The following is a 16,628-nucleotide window of genomic DNA, read 5'->3' as shown; positions in this document are numbered from 1 at the left end:
CAGAGATAATGAGCATGAGCCATATTGCAGAAGCTATAAAAGTTCGAAATACCACATTTAAAAACCGTATTATCAAAGGGGCAATGAGTGAGGCATTGGCAAACTATGCAGGTCAGCCAAATCAATTGCACTTAGGTTTATATGATGCATGGGCAAAAGGTGGTTTAGGCTGTGCGATCACAGGCAATGTGATGGTTGATTTCCGCGCCAAAAATGAACCTGGTGTAGTGGTGATAGAAACTGAACGAGATTTGGCTAAACTTAAAGAGTGGGCAAATGTTGGTAAAAAATCTGGCATGGTACAGCTGATTCAATTGTCTCATCCTGGGCGTCAGTGCCCAAAGGGCTTAAATAAGGAAACCGTTTCGGCATCAGCAGTGCCATTCAGTTCTTTACTCGCAACCACCTTTGGTACGCCACGTGAATTACGTGAAGAGGAAATATTAGAGATTATCCAGCGTTTTGCTGAATCAGCACGTATTTGTGAAAAAGCTGGTTTTGAAGGAGTGCAATTACATGGTGCGCATGGTTATTTAATTAGCCAATTTTTATCGCCATTAACCAATAAGCGTCAAGATCAATGGGGTGGTTCTATTGAGAATCGGATGCGCTTCTTACTTGAAATTTATAAAGCAGTTCGTGCGACGACCTCTGAAAACTTTATTGTCTCTGTGAAATTAAACTCAGCTGATTTCCAGCGTGGGGGGATTACTGAAGAAGAAGTCATTGCCGTGTTTAAAGCGATTGATGCGGCAGGAATTGATTTGATAGAAGTGTCTGGTGGAACTTATGAAGCACCGGCCATGGCAGGTGCTAAAGCAGATAAACGTAAAGTCAGTAGCATTGCGCGTGAAGCTTATTTCTTAGATTTTGCTGAAAAAATTCGTAAAGAAGTTCAATGTTATTTAATGGTGACAGGTGGCTTCCGTACGGCAAAAGGTATGAATGCTGCTTTAGACAGTGGTGCGTGTGAGTTTATTGGTATTGCACGGCCTTTAGCTGTTGAAACTGATGTCAGTAACCGTCTAATGGCTGGGCAAGATGTACGTTATGCTGTGGCACCGATTAAAACAGGTATTCCTTTTGTTGATAAAATGGCAATTATGGAAATTCTCTGGTACGCAGCGCAATTTAAGGCGATTGGTGAAGGTAAGCAACCTAATCCCAAATTATCTCCACTTAAGGTTTTCTTTAACTATGCCAAGAATAATGTAAAAGCGGTCATTCGCGGTCGTGTGAATTCACGTAAAAGTGCTTAAGTTCTTATGACCATGCTTTAGACCAATACAATTTAAATATCGGCGCAGACCATTGTCCTTTCTCTAATGCACGTTGAAAGGCGGGTCTGCTTTGTATTTGTAATAGATAGCATTGAATGTGCTGTAAACGTTCAAATGTCGGACTTGATTGGACACAAGCTAACAAGGGAAACCATAATAGAAGATCTGCAATGGTGAAGTGGTTACCTGCTATATATGCGTGGTCTTTTAAATGTTCATTAATTTTGAGCATATGCTGATTGAGAGCATTGTTTAAATATCCGCGATCAAATCCAAACTTAAGCAGTTGGCTAACAGGGCGTATAACCAAAGGGGTTTTTGCAATAATTGCAGTAAAAATTTGTTTAAGTGCTAAATCAGGCATAAACGTTGCTTCAGTAAAATTTTTCCAATAATAATATAAATGTACTTCTTGGGGGTTAAGCTGAGAGATGCCTAGGTCGTTTGATAAATAGCTTAAATAATCTGAAATTGCAGCTGTTTCAGCAAGGGTAATGATATCTGAAGGATCATTTCCATAAATTTTTACAGTCGGAAATTTAGTGGGCAGGTTTTGATTTTCAATTTGGTCTAAGTTTGAATTTTCTGGATCGTTATTGCAAAAAATTAATTCATAATCGAGTTGTAATTCTTCTAATAACCATAGAATGCGTTGAGAGCGTGAATTGGTTTTATGAAATAGACGAATGTGCATGAAATGATTATTTTTGGTGATGTCGTGCTTGAGTATAAAGCAAAAAATTATTCTAAATCTAATTAGACTGAAAACAAAAAAAACCTGAGTCAATAATATGCTCAGGATTTTTTGTTGAGATTTTTCAATCTCGAATGTGGCGACCCTACGGGGATTCGAACCCCGGTTACCGCCGTGAAAGGGCGATGTCCTAGGCCTCTAGACGATAGGGTCAATAGATGAGGCATACTTCTGAAAACTAAACCATAAATTAAATGGCGACCCTACGGGGATTCGAACCCCGGTTACCGCCGTGAAAGGGCGATGTCCTAGGCCTCTAGACGATAGGGTCGTTTCAGAGGTGGGCGTATATTAGGGCGAATTTTAAAAAGTGTCAAACCTTTTTCAGAGATATAACGTGAAAAATAGATCAGTTGAGTAAAAACACATCAAAGCAAGCCATTGTGATTAAAAATGACACGGTTTAAGTGTTGTGGGTTTTAAAATGGGTTCTAAAATACACTTAATGACTGCTGGATGTTGTAAATAGCCTACAATTTTATGCGGCATATTGGTAAAGGTTGAAATCTTTTTATTTCTAATGGCTGGGCGGAAGTTAAAAGGCGCTTCAATGAGTGGAAATGCTGTTAAAAAGTCATCGTCGGAATAAAAATTATACCAATCCCCACATAGACTTTTCGGATGGATAATAGGGTGTATAACTTTGCATTGAATCATGCGAAAGGCCAATGGTGAGCCTAATGTGATAAACCGTTGGATACAAAACTTAGGGTCGAGTTGTTGTAGAAGATTGTATGCGATCACTGTGCCTAAGGAGTGGGAGACAATAATATGTTCTTCACCTTCCTCTAAACTCTCTAAAACACGTTGATTTACTTCCTGCATAAATTCAGAACAGGTGAGATACATGTAAGTTTCTATTAGGAATTTATGAATCAGACTTTCTTGGAGCTTCGGGAAGTTATTGAGTATGGTGAAAAACTCTTTGAGTGCGATGTCTTTGGCAAATTGTGAGGCGAGATATAAACGTGTAGAGAGTGATAATATTTGTGTTTTGGTGAAAATAGGAAGTTCAGGGATATTTAAGTTTGAGAGTTGAATATCAGGCTCTATCGCTCGGTGGTGGTTTAAATGAAAATTAAGAATAGATTTGGGTAGAAAAGCATCTAAGTCAAATTTATTGCTTAATTGGTGCTTGGTCATTAAATCACCATAAAATGGTAGTACGATATTAAGTTGTTCAACATTTACTTTAAGGCAAAGTTCATCTATGCCTTTGGCAAAAATACTGGTCCAGTGTTCTTTAAGTGAATCTGCGGTGTAATTTTGCTGATTCATGCCATGCAGGAAAATAATTTTCATCGTATTTTGTAATTATTCTTGGCAAGGTTTGTACTTTAATTTACTGCGTTATTTGTAGGTATTCTAGTCTTTGGAAGTACAAGAAGTGTAGCTATTTGCAACACTTCTTGAGCTAAAGATATCTTATGCTTTATTGATTTTCTTAGGTTTGTAGAAAGCAGCATAACTGATATAACAAGCAGCAATAAAAATTAAGCACCCAAAAAATCCAGGGAGCATTTCTTTATCTGTCGCCATACTTACACCGGTTATAAAACAGAAAATAAAACCGAGGATTGGAACGATTGGAAAGAGTGGGGCAACAAATTTGAGTTCTGTATTGGTGCGACCAGCTTTGTACCAACGACGACGGAAATTAAATTGTGAAAGACAAATACTCATCCATACCACCACCATGGTAAATGCAGCAATACCCAATAAGTTTTTGAAGATCGTTTCAGGTGCAAATTGTTCTGAAAGTAAGCCGGGAAGCGCGCCAAACATGGTGACAATAATTGCAATAATTGGTGTTCCGGATTGAGATAATCTTGAAAATATTTTAGGTAGCTGTTTTTTCATGGAAAGTGAATACATCATACGAGATGCTGCGTATAAGCCGGAGTTTGCTGCAGAAAGTAAAGCGGTAATAATTACAAATCGAATAATATCTTCGGCATGAGGAATGCCAATAAATGAAAATACAGTAACGAAAGGGCTGCTACTAATACTATGATTTGCATTTAAACCCGTATCTTGATATGGCAGTAGTGCGCTAATCACAATAATTGTGCCTACAAAGAAGATTAATAAGCGCCAAATTGCGGCATTAATCGCTTTAGGTACATTCTTTGCGGGATCTTGGGTTTCACCTGCTGCAACACCAATTAACTCAGTGCCAGAGAAAGCAAAATTTACAATCAGCATCGTTGCAAAAATAGGAAAGATCCCTTGTGGAAACCAACCTTGAGCTGTCAAATTGCTAAATAGTGGGGCAGAGTCATAACCTTGGAAAGGGATAAAGCCAAAAATAGCCAATAAACCAAGAACAATAAAGATGATGACCGTGATGACTTTGACTAAAGAGAGCCAAAATTCAGATTCTGCAAATAAGCGTGTTGAGCTGATATTGAGAATAAAGACAATCGCTGCAAAAACAATGGTCCATAGCCAAACAGAAACTTGTGGAAACCATTCTTGCATGAGTAATGCGGCTGCAGTAAATTCTGTACCAAGGGTTGCAGTCCATGTTAGCCAATATAACCATGTAATCATATAGCCTGTGGCTGGACCAATGAATTGATTGGCATAACTACCAAAGGAGCCTGATTCAGGCATATGCACTGCAAGTTCGCCCAAACAAAGCATCACCATGTAGGCAATTAAACCACCTAAAATATAGGCGATAATGGCACCGACGGGGCCTGTTTGTGCAATAACCTCTCCTGAACCTAAAAACAAACCTGTTCCTATGGCTCCACCAAGTGAAAGCATCACAAGATGGCGAGTGCTCATTGCCCGTTTTAAAGGTGCATTAGGATGTGCTTGATTAGATGCATCATGCTGAGATTGAGGAGAAGACATAGAAGTGGAGTAGAAGATGTTGCGAAGCGACTTATTGTAGTGTAATTAATAAATAGTGCAATTGGCAAATGAGGATAATTTATAAGAATAATAAATGGCGACCCTACGGGGATTCGAACCCCGGTTACCGCCGTGAAAGGGCGATGTCCTAGGCCTCTAGACGATAGGGTCGTTCTGAGGTGTGGTTATAATAGGTATATTTGAACGAGCTGTCAAACCTAGAAATTCATTATTTTAAAATAATGGAATTGATTGAATAAAAAATGATTCATTACATGAAAAATAAATATAAAAAGGGAGCAATATGCTTTGCTCCCTTGGTTGTGTTCTAGATTGATTTTAGTTTTTAGGATGATATAACCAATAATAACTGGCATAACAAAGTGCCATAAAAATTAAACAGCCAATGAAACCTGAGAGCATTTCAGGATCCGCAGCCATACTTAGTCCAGTGACTGTACAGGTAAGGAAGCCTAAAATAGGTACCAGCGGAAACCAAGGGGTTTTAAATTTCAGTTCTGCTAAAGTTTTACCTTGCCGTAACCATTGGCGACGGAAATTGAATTGACTCCAACAAATGCTCATCCATACGATGACCATGGTAAATGCAGCAATACCCAATAAGTTTTTGAAAATTACATCTGCACTAAATTGCTCAGATAATAATCCAGGTAAACCACCAATCATGGTCACTAAGATAGCAATCACAGGTGTACCTGATGCAGTTAATTTAGAAAATATTTTGGGTAATTGTTTTTGTACAGATAAAGCCCACATCATACGTGATGCTGCGTATAGCCCAGAGTTTGCCGTAGATAATAATGCGGTGATAATGACGAATCGCATGATGTCTTCAGCATAAGGAAGACCAATCAAATTAAATACTGAGACAAATGGGCTATTACTTAAACCACTACCATGAGCGGCATTTAATCCAGCTTCTTGATAAGGGAGTAAAGAGCTAATCACAATAATTGTGCCGACAAAGAAAATCATTAACCGCCAAACAGCGGCATGAATCGCTTTAGGAACATTTTTTTCAGGATGTTCAGTTTCACCTGCGGCAATACCAATCATCTCGGTGCCATTAAAGGCAAAGTTTACAATCAGCATGGTAGCAAAAATGGGAAATAAACCATTTGGAAACCATCCATGTGAGGTTAAATTACTAAATAGTGGTGCAGAGTCATAACCATCGAATGCAATAAATCCAAAAATTGCTCCTAAGCCTAATAAAATGAAAATAAGCACTGTTGAGACTTTTACAAAAGAAAGCCAAAATTCTGATTCAGCAAAGAAACGAGTAGAGGTGAGGTTTGAAATCAATACGGCACTCGCAAAGATTAATGTCCAAATCCACACTGAAATAGACGGAAACCATTCTTGCATGAGTAAAGCCGCAGCGGTGAATTCTGTCCCCAGTGTTGCAGACCATCCCAACCAATACATCCATGAGACCATATATCCTGTACCAGGCCCAATATTATTGGCTGCGAATGCACCAAATGATCCTGTCACAGGTTGATTAACGGCAAGCTCACCTAAGCATAGCATTACCATATAAGCAATTAAGCCACCAATAATATATGAGATGACTGCACCAATAGGGCCCGCTTGTGCAATAACTTGACCTGAGCTTAGAAATAAACCTGTACCAATTGCACCACCCAATGACAACATAATCAGATGGCGTTGGGTCATGGTCCTTTTTAAAGAAACAGAATTTCCCTCAGCAACATGGAGCTGAGTAGATGGATCGGGAGATTGCATATTCGTTGTCAATGAATTCTAAAGCAGTAGTTTAATAGAAAGCATGAATTTTCACAAAAATTCATCAAAGTACATGTTGAATTTTTCATAAAAATGAATCTAATTTAATCAATATTTGCTGAATTTGTGTTCGGGTAGGGCTTTTTTTGTTTTTTAGTTTAGATAGTTTTGAATATTTTAACTTTTAAGTTTTTGTAAAGTATTAAAAAATTATTAGGTTGGTTGGTATTGTTTAAAATTTTTACAGACTTTAGTCGAGTTTTTGATGTGAAATCATCAGTTTATTTTGAAATAGGTAGCGCTGTTGCAGAATTCTTGTTTTTCTCATTATTTGTCATGATCTTTTGTTAAACTATAATTCATGTAAATTTTCGAGATAACGTGTGCTGCCTTTTAAACTTTGGGTTGATGCTGATGCGCTGCCTAAAATTCTTCGTGATGTCATTATTCGTGCTTCAGATCGTTATCAATTAGAAGTCACTTTTGTTGCAAATCAAAATGTGGGGATCACTCCCTCTATTCGGATTAATTCGATTCAGGTGATGAATGGTGCGGATCAAGCAGATAAAGAAATCATTGAGCGAATGAAAGTCAATGATATTGTGATGACACAAGATATTCCTTTAGCTGCACAAGTGATTGAAAAAGGGGGTGTTGCAATTAATCCTCGTGGTGAAATTTATACGGAAGCCAATATTAAAGCACGCTTACATCTGCGTGATTTTATGGATACGTTACGTGGAGCTGGGGTGCAAACAGGTGGACCACCACCACTCTCTGAACGGGATAAACGAGAATTTTCAAGTAGTTTAGATCAAACTATCATGAAGCAAAAACGTAAAACCGCTATTTAACGTATTTTCGGAATGAAAAAGCTGTATGCCATCTAAAAGTAATATCGTGATGACTTATGCATTATTAGTCTTCATTTGGTCGACCACACCTTTAGCGATTGTCTGGAGTGTGTCCGATTTGCATTTAATGTGGGCTTTAGTACTACGCTTTTTTATCGCGTTACCAGTGGCAATCGCAATATTACTGATTCTTAAAATTAAATTTCCAACTGATAAAGTGGCATTACATAGCTATTTGGCAGGTTCATTTAGCTTGATTGGTTCGCAAACTTTTACCTATGCAGCAACTCCATATTTAAGTTCTGGCATGATTGCTTTAATGTTTGGTTTGGCACCGATTATGGCAGGTCTTATTGGTCGCTTTGGCTTTAATCAAAAATTACAGGCTTTACAATGGTTCGGAATGTTGGTTTCCTTATGTGGGTTAGGGCTGATTTGTACCAGTGGTGGAGAAAGTCAGCAGATTCATCCGATTGGAATTGGATTGATGTTGATCAGTGTTTTTAACTATGCACTTTCAATTTTTTGGGTAAAAAAAGTCAATGCAATGGTTGAACCCATGGCACAAGCCACTGGTTCTATTCTAGTTTCAACACTGGTGGCAATGTGTCTTATTCCATTTATTTGGCAATATCTACCTAATCATATTCCAGAAGCAAAATCTTTATTAGCTTTGCTCTACACAGTGGTGATGGCGTCGCTGATTGCGATGTTTTGTTATTTCAAGCTCGTGCAAAATATTAAAGCAACAACATTGTCGCTGACAACCGTTCTCACACCAATGTTAGCTATGCTTTTTGGTGCAATTTTAAATCATGAACGGCCGACAGCAATGGTCTTTATTGGTGCAATGGTGTTGTTGTTTGGACTATTTTTATATTTTTATAAAGATTTAAAAGCAAGTCGTAAACTTGCATCTAAACTGAATCAATCTTAAATCACTGTGTTTGAAGTCACTTGTATACAGTTGGCGAGTTTGACTTTATCTTGTGGATGCAAGGTAATAAAGTAAGCCCCAATTCTAAATTGACCATCTCCTTCATGTTCTGAATATGCAATTTGTGCAGTAACAGCAATATGAAAGAAATTTTCAGGATGGCTTAATGTTACATGTATATAAGTGCCTTGTTTTAGATTTTGATTACTATAAAAACTAAAACCACTCTCTGAAAAATTTACATTTTGTGGAACTGGTAACAGGGTTTGTACAATTGAATCGTAAAGAGAACCAGTAATGAGGTTTAATTTTTGATTAAATAAGGATAGTATTCGAGCAATTTGTTGATCTTTTTCATTTAATTGTTCTATTTCGTAGTGAAGCGCATGATCAAATTGATCTAATTCTGCAAGTAGTAGAAAATAGCGCGGTAATACAAAATTAGAATCATATGGATCATTAAGTGCCGTCTCATCAGGAATCACCTGATAGTTGATCCTTAATGCAGCATCGATACGAGACATAACACGACGCTCGTTTTCTTCGTTTTGATGCTGTAACGTTTCCATAAAATCACCTCGGACTAGATGGTATGTTTAAACCAATCTCGCTGTATATAGGGTTGAGATACACTCGCGCACGGCGTAGTAATCACTTTATTTCTTTTATTGCTTTAGTTTCCATGGTCGGTCTAACCTTAGGAGTTGCTGTACTTATTACAGTATTATCTGTTATGAATGGTTTTGACCGAGAGTTGAAAAACCGTGTGTTGGGGATGATACCTCAAGCCACTGTTTCATCAACACAAATTCTAACAGACTGGCCAGTACTTGCAAAGAAAATTGAACAGCATAAACATGTAACTGGTGTCGCGCCATTTACGCAATTACAAGGCATGCTCACCGCACAGGGACAAGTCGCTGGAATTATGGTGACTGGGATTGAACCTGAATATGAGAAAAAAGTTTCTATTATCCAGAATCATATGGTTGAAGGTAGTATCGATCAGCTGAAAAAAGGTGAGTTTGGTATCGTGCTTGGAAAGCAAATGACCGATGCTTTAGGTTTAAGCTTAAATGATAATGTCACTTTAGTTTTGCCGGAAGCAACACCATCTCCTGCAGGTGTTGTACCGCGTTTTAAACGTTTTAAACTGGTTGGTATTTTTAGTATTGGTGCGGAAGTAGATTCCAGTTTAGGCTATATCGCATTGAACGATGCATCAACTTTATTACGTCTTCCCGATGGTGCACAAGGTATACGCTTGAAACTGGATGATATTTTCCTTGCACCGCAAGTTGCCAATGAGATTGTGAAAGAATTACCTGGTAATTTTTATGCATCAGATTGGACTTATACACATGGCAATTTGTTTAGTGCGATTCAGATGGAAAAAGCTATGGTGAGCTTGTTACTATTCTTAATTGTCTTGGTTGCCGCATTTAATATTGTTTCATCCTTGGTCATGGTGGTGACGGATAAAAAGTCAGATATCGCTATTTTGCGGACACTTGGTGCTTCTCCTGCAACGATCACTCGAATTTTTATGGTGCAGGGCACAATTATTGGTGTTGTGGGTACCGTTGCTGGCGCAATCTTGGGGGTTATTTCTGCTTTAAGTATTAGTCATTTAATTGATTGGTTGAATACAACATTTGGCTGGCATTTATTTGATGCATATTTTATTAATTATTTACCGTCTTATTTGAGATGGCAAGATGTGGTGGTAATTGTTGGTTTATCATTAATATTAAGTTTTTTAGCAACGATCTATCCTGCCTTTCGTGCAGCAAAAATTCAACCGGCAGAGGCACTTCGTTATGAGTAATGTGGTGTTAGAAGCGCAGAATATTTTCAAATCTTTTACCGATGGAAAATCAACGGTTGAAGTGATTAAAGGGCTTTCTCTGCAAGTTAATTTGGGTGAGTTTGTTTCGATTGTTGGCTCAAGTGGCTCGGGTAAAAGCACCTTATTGCATGTTTTAGGTGGTCTAGATTGTCCTACTAAAGGGATGGTATATCTGAATGGACAACGCTTTGATAATTTGGGTGAAGCTGAACGAGGTTACTCACGTAATCAGCATTTAGGTTTTGTCTATCAATTTCATCATCTACTGCCTGAATTTTCTGCCTTAGAAAACGTGTGTATGCCTTTGATGTTAAGAAAAGAGGTCTCTTTTAAACAGGCAAAAGAACGTGCAGAGTATTTATTAGAACGTGTGGGTTTAACCCATCGTCTAACGCATAAACCAGGTGAGCTATCTGGTGGTGAGCGTCAGCGTGTTGCATTGGCACGTGCTTTAGTCACTCAGCCGAAACTCATGTTAGCAGATGAGCCCACAGGTAATTTAGACCGTAAAACAGCAGCAAGTATTTTTGATCTACTGACCGATTTACGTAATGAATTCAATATGGCGATGCTCATTGTGACTCATGATGAGCAATTGGCGCAGAAAGCAGACAGAATTTTGCATATGCAAGATGGTCTTTGGTCTAACACTGCACATTGATTTATCTATTATCCGATAAGTTGCCTTGTTAAAGCTCATGTAAATGGGCTTTAATTCTTTATATAAATACAAAATTGATAATAACAATATGGTTTGGCTTTTTATTTTATTGGGATGGATTTTTGGAATTTCGATGATGGGGCGGGAGTTACCCGATTTTATTTCCAGTATTATCCCCATTCTAATGGTGTTTAGTGGAATCATTATTGGTCTTTTATGGATCAAACATCGTCTTAGGCAGTATCTGTTCTTTCAATTTTTTCAAACGCTGGTATTGGCCTTGACCAGCTTTGTTTTGGCCGCTAGCTATGCAGATCATGCATTAGAGCAGCGGATGGAAACAAGGGTTACCCATGTTACAGAAACGGATGCGATTATTTATATTGCAAAAATAAACCAACTCACAGCAGATGAAAATGGGCAAAAATTAAAACAAAGCGCGATGGTACTTAGTGCAGAAAAACTGAATTCATCCCCTCGGTCAATACAATTACTGCTCACGACACAGTTAAATCATCAGCAGCCACAATTTGAACTGGGACATTATTACAAAGTTAGTGGAATCGTAAAACCAGCACATAGTTACGCAGTTGCTGGCGTTTTTGATGTAGAGCAATGGTATTTACAAGATAATATTATGGGGATGATGCAGATTCAATCGATTCAATCGATTCAGTCATTGTCAAAAAGTGAAATAGCTCAATTGGGGTACACTACATTTATCCATGCTCAGGATACTTGGTTAGCAAAAATAAGATTATCGATAGAGCGCCTACGGCTCCATTTTAGAAATTTTATAGAGCAACAACCTTTAATGCATAAAGGCTTAATTCTAGCGTTACTGACAGGTGATGAAAGTCTACTTTCGAAACAGACTCAAGATTTATTTAAACGGCTCGGAATTTCACATCTACTCGCAATTTCGGGGCCACATGTACTGATCTTTGCAGTGATTTTTTGTTTTGTATTCGTGCAATTAATTCAGCGATTTCAGCTCAACCTCTATTTACGTTATCCCAAACCATATTTGGTTATTTTTCCATTTATATTCTGTGTATGGATGTATACCGCATTTGTGGGGTTTGAAATTCCAGCACTGAGAACTTTATTCACAGTCACGTTAGTGAGTATTATTTTGCTTTTGAATCAACAAATTCAAGCATTAAAATTACTCTTGTGTAGTGCTAGTCTTCTATTACTCTTTGATCCTTTTAGTATTTTATCGGCAGCATTTTGGTTGTCGTATGGTGCATGTTTTATTTTAATACGAGTTTATCAAACGCTACAGGACAATACATTGGAACCAGTTTCATCGTGGCTATCTCGTGTTGGACTATTTGTTCGCATATTAATTGAATCACAGTGGAAAGTTTTTATTGCACTATTTCCATTGGTAATCTTAATTTTTCAGCAAGTGTCATGGGTTGCACCATTAACCAATTTAATTGCGATTCCATTGATTGGTGCCATTATTGTGCCATTAGAAGTAATGGGTGCATTATTGAGCGTATTGATTGAACCTTTGGGACTATTTTTCTTTCATATCGCAGATTGGGTGATTCAACTCTTATTGGGTATGTTGCACTTTATCGATCATATTTTTAGTCTCAAATTACAATGGCTAGCTTTTACGCCATGGGTGCTAGTGTGTTTAGGGGTGGCAGTAGCTATTGTTTTTTTACCGCGTGGCATTGTTCCTAAAGCGTGGGCTTTCGTCTGTCTTCTTCCAATTTTTTTCTCAGCTAAAGTAGATCATGAATTTGAACTCACTATCTTAGATGTTGGGCAGGGGCAAGCAATATTTTTAAACCTACCGAAGCAGAAAATGTTGATTGATACAGGTGGTTATTATGATGAAACTAAATTTAGCATAGGTAAACAAGTGCTGATTCCATATTTGATGCAGCAAGGAATTTCACAGTTAGATCAAATTTTATTATCACATTTAGATCAAGACCATAGCGGTGCTTTTGAGGCGATCAATGCTGTTATTAAAACTCATCAGGTTTATTCAAACGAACAGGATCAACGCTTTAATGCTGCCAATTTTCACTATTGTTATGCGGGACAAAAATGGCAGTTTGATCAAGTGACTATAGAGGTTTTATCACCACCCGAAAATAGCCTAAGTTATGTTAAAAACAATCAGAATGAACTGTCCTGTGTCGTGCATATTCACATTCCTCATGCGGTGAACTATCAAAACTTTCTTATCATGGGGGATGCTGGATGGGAAGCGGAATATCAGCTTTTACAGCAGTATCCTGATTTAAAAGTGGATGTGCTGATCTTAGGGCATCATGGTAGTCAGCACAGTTCATCATTTGAATTTTTAAAACGCTTACATCCGAAATTGGCGATTGCTTCTGCAGGATTTAATAATCGCTATGGGCATCCACACCCGATTGTGCGGGAAAGGTTAAAAGCCCTTTCCATTCCAATGTATACGACTATTCAGCATGGCAGCATAAAATTTGCATTATTAGCCCAAGGGCAGATGCAGATTGAAGCTTATCGTGATGGACGTAAATGGTTACAACGTTGAAGTTCACGACGATGCTGCTCTTACTGACTCTATTTTTTTCATGGCATCCAGATGTGGCATATTATAAATTCCATCTAATGCTGGATTTGCCTTAAAACGTTTATAACTCCAGTGATAATGCTCCGGATATCGTTCAATTAAATGTTCAATGGTGGCATGAATAACCTGTGTGCCTTCTATCGCAGTACCCTCATAAATACGTTCATCAATGGGTTCAATAAACATATCAAAATCAGCACTTTCATTGCGGATCGCATAAATTAAAAGGGTTCTCGCTTTGGTTTTTTGAATCAATTTAGAACTCAAACTACTTGAAGCTAAAGGGATATCAAAATAATTGACCATTTCACCCCCAACTTGGGGCGTATGATCAGGGAGGATAACGGTTGTCCCTCCTTGTTTTAATGCTTTGAAAATTTGGCGCACCCCAGATTCATCAGTGGGGACTAAATGTGCTTGTTCACGGCTACGTGCAGAGCGGACAAATTCATCTGCTTCAGTATTTTTAATTGGCTTATATAAGATTGTCATTTGTGTATATTGAGCGAACCATGCATTCATGATCTCCCAAGTCCCAAAATGTGGCGCAATAAGTACTAATCCTTTTTGTGCTGCAAGTGCTTCATGAAAAAAATGTTCACCTTCTATATGGCGAATTCGAGAGATATTTTTAATATTTGTACTCCCCCAAATACTAAAAAATTCCATATAGGACTGTAATTCATTGCGTATGGCGGTGTGAGTAATGTGTTCTCTAATGTTTTGATCGAGTTGAGGTAAACAAATTTCAATATTTAAATGAATTGTTTTTGAGGTTTTTGTAATTCGTAATAAATTCACGATGGCTGCAAGAGTTTTTGCAAAAAAACGTGAAAAAAGAATAGGTCGTCGACTAAAGAAGTTTAAGGCACGAGTCGTAATAGTATTTTGTTTTTCAGTCATCGTTCTTCAAAATAAAATGCTGAGGTGAATGGATGCTGTGATTTAAAAATATTATCAGTTAAATCGCAATGTTTAAACAGTTTAACTGGTTTCAGTGTATATAATGAAGCCTTAAAAATTAATTTGGATGGTATTTATGTCCGATTGGCCACCTAAACCACAAAATGAAAATACAAATGCCAATACTCAAACTACTGGAAAAGAATGGCAGCTTTTAGAAAAAGCGGTTCTTGCTTCAGTTGAGGAACAACGTCGGAGTCGTCGTTGGGGAATTTTCTTTAAAATTTTGACGTTCCTATATATCTTTATTGTATTGGTATTAATGGGTAAAAGTTGCTCAATGACTTCGAGTGATGACGCGAACATTACCACCTCAGATACGCACTTAGGTGTCGTTAATGTGATTGGTACCATCGATGCGAGTAGTAAGGGCGTTAATAGTGCTGATACGATTAAATCGCTAAAACGTGCTTTTGAGGCAAAATCAAATAAAGCCGTGGTTTTAAATATCAACTCACCTGGTGGTTCACCTGTGCAATCTGATGATATTTGGCAAGAGATCCAATATCTGAAAAAACAGCATCCTGAAAAGAAAGTCTATGCCCTTATTGGTGATATGGGGGCTTCAGGTGCGTACTATATTGCATCTGCGGCAGATGAAATTTGGGTGAATCCGTCTAGTTTGGTTGGATCAATTGGCGTGATTATGCCGAACTATGGTGTTAGCGGTTTAGCACAAAAGTTAGGGGTAGAAGATCGCACCATGACCTCTGGTTCGAATAAAGATATCTTGAGTATGACCAAACCAATTACCCCTGAACAGAAAGCACATATTCAGGCACTCTTGGATAATGTTCATTTGCATTTTATTGATGCTGTAAAACAAGGGCGTGGTGCAAAACTTAAATCACAAGACCCTGCAATTTTCTCTGGACTGTTTTGGACTGGTGAGCAAGCGATTAAATTAGGTGTTGCTGATAAAGCGGGTAATATTGAAACTTTAAAACGTGAACTTAAAGTTAATAAAACGGTGAACTATACAGTCGAACATAGCCCAATTGATTCTATTTTAGGTCGTGTAGGATCAGAAATGGGACATGGATTAGGTGAAGCTGTGAGTCAACAGTTAGGCATGAATCAAGATGCAAAAGTGCAGTAGTTAAACTCCTGTATGTGGAATGATTAAATGTTTTAAAAAGGAAGTTATGAGCACGAAACCCTTAATACACTTTGCGCATGCCAATGGCGTGCCTTCAAAGGTTTATCAAAAACTCTTTGAGTATTTAAAAGATGACTATGACATTATTTATATTCCTTTGATTGGTGTAGATAAACGTTATCCTATTAACAACCATTGGCGATATTTGGTTGATCAAGTAGTTGATAATATTGAACAGCACGCACAAGGTCGTAAAGTTATTGGTTTAGGGCATTCATTAGGTTCAGTTTTAACTTTGCTGGCTTCTTATCAACGGCCAGATTTGTTTGAACAAGTACTTATGCTTGATCCACCTTTGATTGTAGGTAGAGCTTCATTTTTATTTGATTTAACTAAGATTTTTTATCCGAAAATGGTGGATAAAATTACCCCAGCAGGCTTAAGTATTCGCCGTCGTGATCATTGGGATTCTCGTCAACAAGCATACGATTTGTTACGTCCAAAAGGGCTGTACCAACAGTTTGATGAAGAATGTTTTCAAGCCTATATTGATCATGCATTAGTTGATGATTTAGAGCGTGGTGGGGTAACACTCACTATTTCTAAAGCGGATGAAGTTTCTATTTTTAGAACAACACCTTCGAAGTGGTGGTTACCGATGTCGAAGCCAGTGTTACCTATTCATTTGGTGGTGGGTGATGAAAGTCCATTCTTAAAGAAAAAATTTCCACAAATGACAGAAAAGAAACTAGGTATTCCATTTACAGTCACCAAGGGGGGGCACATGTTCCCATTGGAGCATCCACAAGCAGTGGCACAATTAATTAAACAACGACTCAAAAATGAGTTGTAAGTTCAATATGTTGAGGCCAGAGCATAAATTAGTGTAAATCTTTTGATCGTGATTTGGATATATTGATTGATATTGAAAACACATTAAAGTGGCTATTAAAAAACCAACGCAGCTGCGTTGGTTTTTTAATTTTTTAACTTAATAGTTTTGGATGCTATACAA

General features: G+C 37.8%; 14 protein-coding genes and 3 tRNA genes. 8 read left to right on the top strand and 9 right to left on the bottom strand.

The features are described from left to right. Nucleotides 1–14: 14 nt before the first annotated feature. Entirely contained in the window at nt 15–1,259 is a 1,245-nt protein-coding gene (locus B9T27_RS10570; RefSeq protein ID WP_086206784.1) for an NADH:flavin oxidoreductase/NADH oxidase family protein, read from the top strand. Nucleotides 1,260–1,263: 4 nt separating this feature from the next. Here the strand turns inward: B9T27_RS10570 and B9T27_RS10565 are convergent, their stop codons facing one another. From B9T27_RS10565 to B9T27_RS10535, 7 genes are all read right to left on the bottom strand, one after another. Beyond that, on the bottom strand, nt 1,264–1,974 hold the full coding sequence (locus tag B9T27_RS10565; RefSeq protein ID WP_086206783.1) for a glutathione binding-like protein: 711 nt from the start codon (nt 1,972–1,974) through the stop codon (nt 1,264–1,266). Between the two features lie 137 nt (nt 1,975–2,111). Next, nucleotides 2,112–2,187, bottom strand: a tRNA-Glu gene (locus B9T27_RS10560). Nucleotides 2,188–2,229: 42 nt separating this feature from the next. Continuing rightward, nucleotides 2,230–2,305 (bottom strand) — tRNA-Glu (locus B9T27_RS10555). Between the two features lie 116 nt (nt 2,306–2,421). Next, a complete protein-coding gene (locus tag B9T27_RS10550) occupies nt 2,422–3,336 on the bottom strand; it encodes a hypothetical protein (protein WP_086206782.1) in 915 nt (304 codons plus the stop codon). 123 nt (nt 3,337–3,459) lie between these two features. Further along, nucleotides 3,460–4,896, bottom strand: a complete 1,437-nt coding sequence (locus B9T27_RS10545; protein WP_086206781.1) for an amino acid permease — start codon at nt 4,894–4,896, stop codon at nt 3,460–3,462. Between the two features lie 95 nt (nt 4,897–4,991). Next, a tRNA-Glu gene (locus B9T27_RS10540) sits at nt 4,992–5,067 on the bottom strand. A gap of 168 nt (nt 5,068–5,235) precedes the next feature. Beyond that, nucleotides 5,236–6,666 carry an amino acid permease gene (locus B9T27_RS10535; RefSeq protein ID WP_086206780.1) on the bottom strand — a complete coding sequence of 477 codons (1,431 nt, stop codon included), beginning with the start codon at nt 6,664–6,666 and terminating at the stop codon, nt 5,236–5,238. Between the two features lie 383 nt (nt 6,667–7,049). Between B9T27_RS10535 and B9T27_RS10530 the strand changes: the two genes are divergently transcribed. Both B9T27_RS10530 and B9T27_RS10525 read left to right on the top strand, forming a co-directional pair. Continuing rightward, nucleotides 7,050–7,520 (top strand): YaiI/YqxD family protein, encoded by a 471-nt coding sequence (locus tag B9T27_RS10530; protein WP_086206779.1) that lies wholly within the window; start codon nt 7,050–7,052, stop codon nt 7,518–7,520. A gap of 25 nt (nt 7,521–7,545) precedes the next feature. Then, complete coding sequence (locus tag B9T27_RS10525; RefSeq protein WP_086206778.1) at nt 7,546–8,457, top strand: DMT family transporter; 912 nt, start codon at nt 7,546–7,548, stop codon at nt 8,455–8,457. Here B9T27_RS10525 and B9T27_RS10520 read toward each other — a convergent pair. Continuing rightward, nucleotides 8,454–9,026 carry a PilZ domain-containing protein gene (locus B9T27_RS10520; protein ID WP_086206777.1) on the bottom strand — a complete coding sequence of 191 codons (573 nt, stop codon included), beginning with the start codon at nt 9,024–9,026 and terminating at the stop codon, nt 8,454–8,456. The two genes, B9T27_RS10525 and B9T27_RS10520, sit on opposite strands and share 4 nt — an antisense overlap. Before the next feature lie 23 nt (nt 9,027–9,049). Between B9T27_RS10520 and B9T27_RS10515 the strand changes: the two genes are divergently transcribed. The 3 genes from B9T27_RS10515 (at nt 9,050) to B9T27_RS10505 (ending at nt 13,512) form a co-directional block, all read left to right on the top strand. Then, on the top strand, nt 9,050–10,285 hold the full coding sequence (locus B9T27_RS10515; RefSeq protein WP_086206776.1) for a lipoprotein-releasing ABC transporter permease subunit: 1,236 nt from the start codon (nt 9,050–9,052) through the stop codon (nt 10,283–10,285). Continuing rightward, complete coding sequence (gene lolD, locus B9T27_RS10510) at nt 10,278–10,967, top strand: lipoprotein-releasing ABC transporter ATP-binding protein LolD (RefSeq protein ID WP_086206775.1); 690 nt, start codon at nt 10,278–10,280, stop codon at nt 10,965–10,967. Before B9T27_RS10515 ends, lolD begins: the two co-directional genes overlap by 8 nt. Nucleotides 10,968–11,055: 88 nt before the next feature. Continuing rightward, nucleotides 11,056–13,512, top strand: a complete 2,457-nt coding sequence (locus tag B9T27_RS10505; protein WP_228146206.1) for a DNA internalization-related competence protein ComEC/Rec2 — start codon at nt 11,056–11,058, stop codon at nt 13,510–13,512. 3 nt (nt 13,513–13,515) lie between these two features. On the opposite strand, the gene B9T27_RS10500 is transcribed toward B9T27_RS10505, so the two are convergent. Next, complete coding sequence (locus B9T27_RS10500) at nt 13,516–14,454, bottom strand: lysophospholipid acyltransferase family protein (protein ID WP_086206774.1); 939 nt, start codon at nt 14,452–14,454, stop codon at nt 13,516–13,518. A 136-nt stretch (nt 14,455–14,590) separates the two neighbouring features. Here B9T27_RS10500 and sppA point away from each other — a divergent pair, with 136 nt between their 5' ends. Both sppA and B9T27_RS10490 read left to right on the top strand, forming a co-directional pair. Continuing rightward, nucleotides 14,591–15,613, top strand: coding sequence for a signal peptide peptidase SppA (gene sppA, locus B9T27_RS10495; protein WP_086206773.1), 1,023 nt, complete (start codon nt 14,591–14,593; stop codon nt 15,611–15,613). 46 nt (nt 15,614–15,659) lie between these two features. Beyond that, nucleotides 15,660–16,466: an alpha/beta fold hydrolase gene (locus tag B9T27_RS10490; protein ID WP_086206772.1), complete on the top strand. Its 807-nt coding sequence runs from the start codon at nt 15,660–15,662 to the stop codon at nt 16,464–16,466. The last annotated feature ends 162 nt before the right edge of the window (nt 16,467–16,628 follow it).

It is taken from the genome of Acinetobacter sp. ANC 4648 (assembly GCF_002135345.1).
Taxonomy (GTDB): domain Bacteria; phylum Pseudomonadota; class Gammaproteobacteria; order Pseudomonadales; family Moraxellaceae; genus Acinetobacter.
This window is presented reverse-complemented; position numbering and strand designations above follow the sequence as displayed.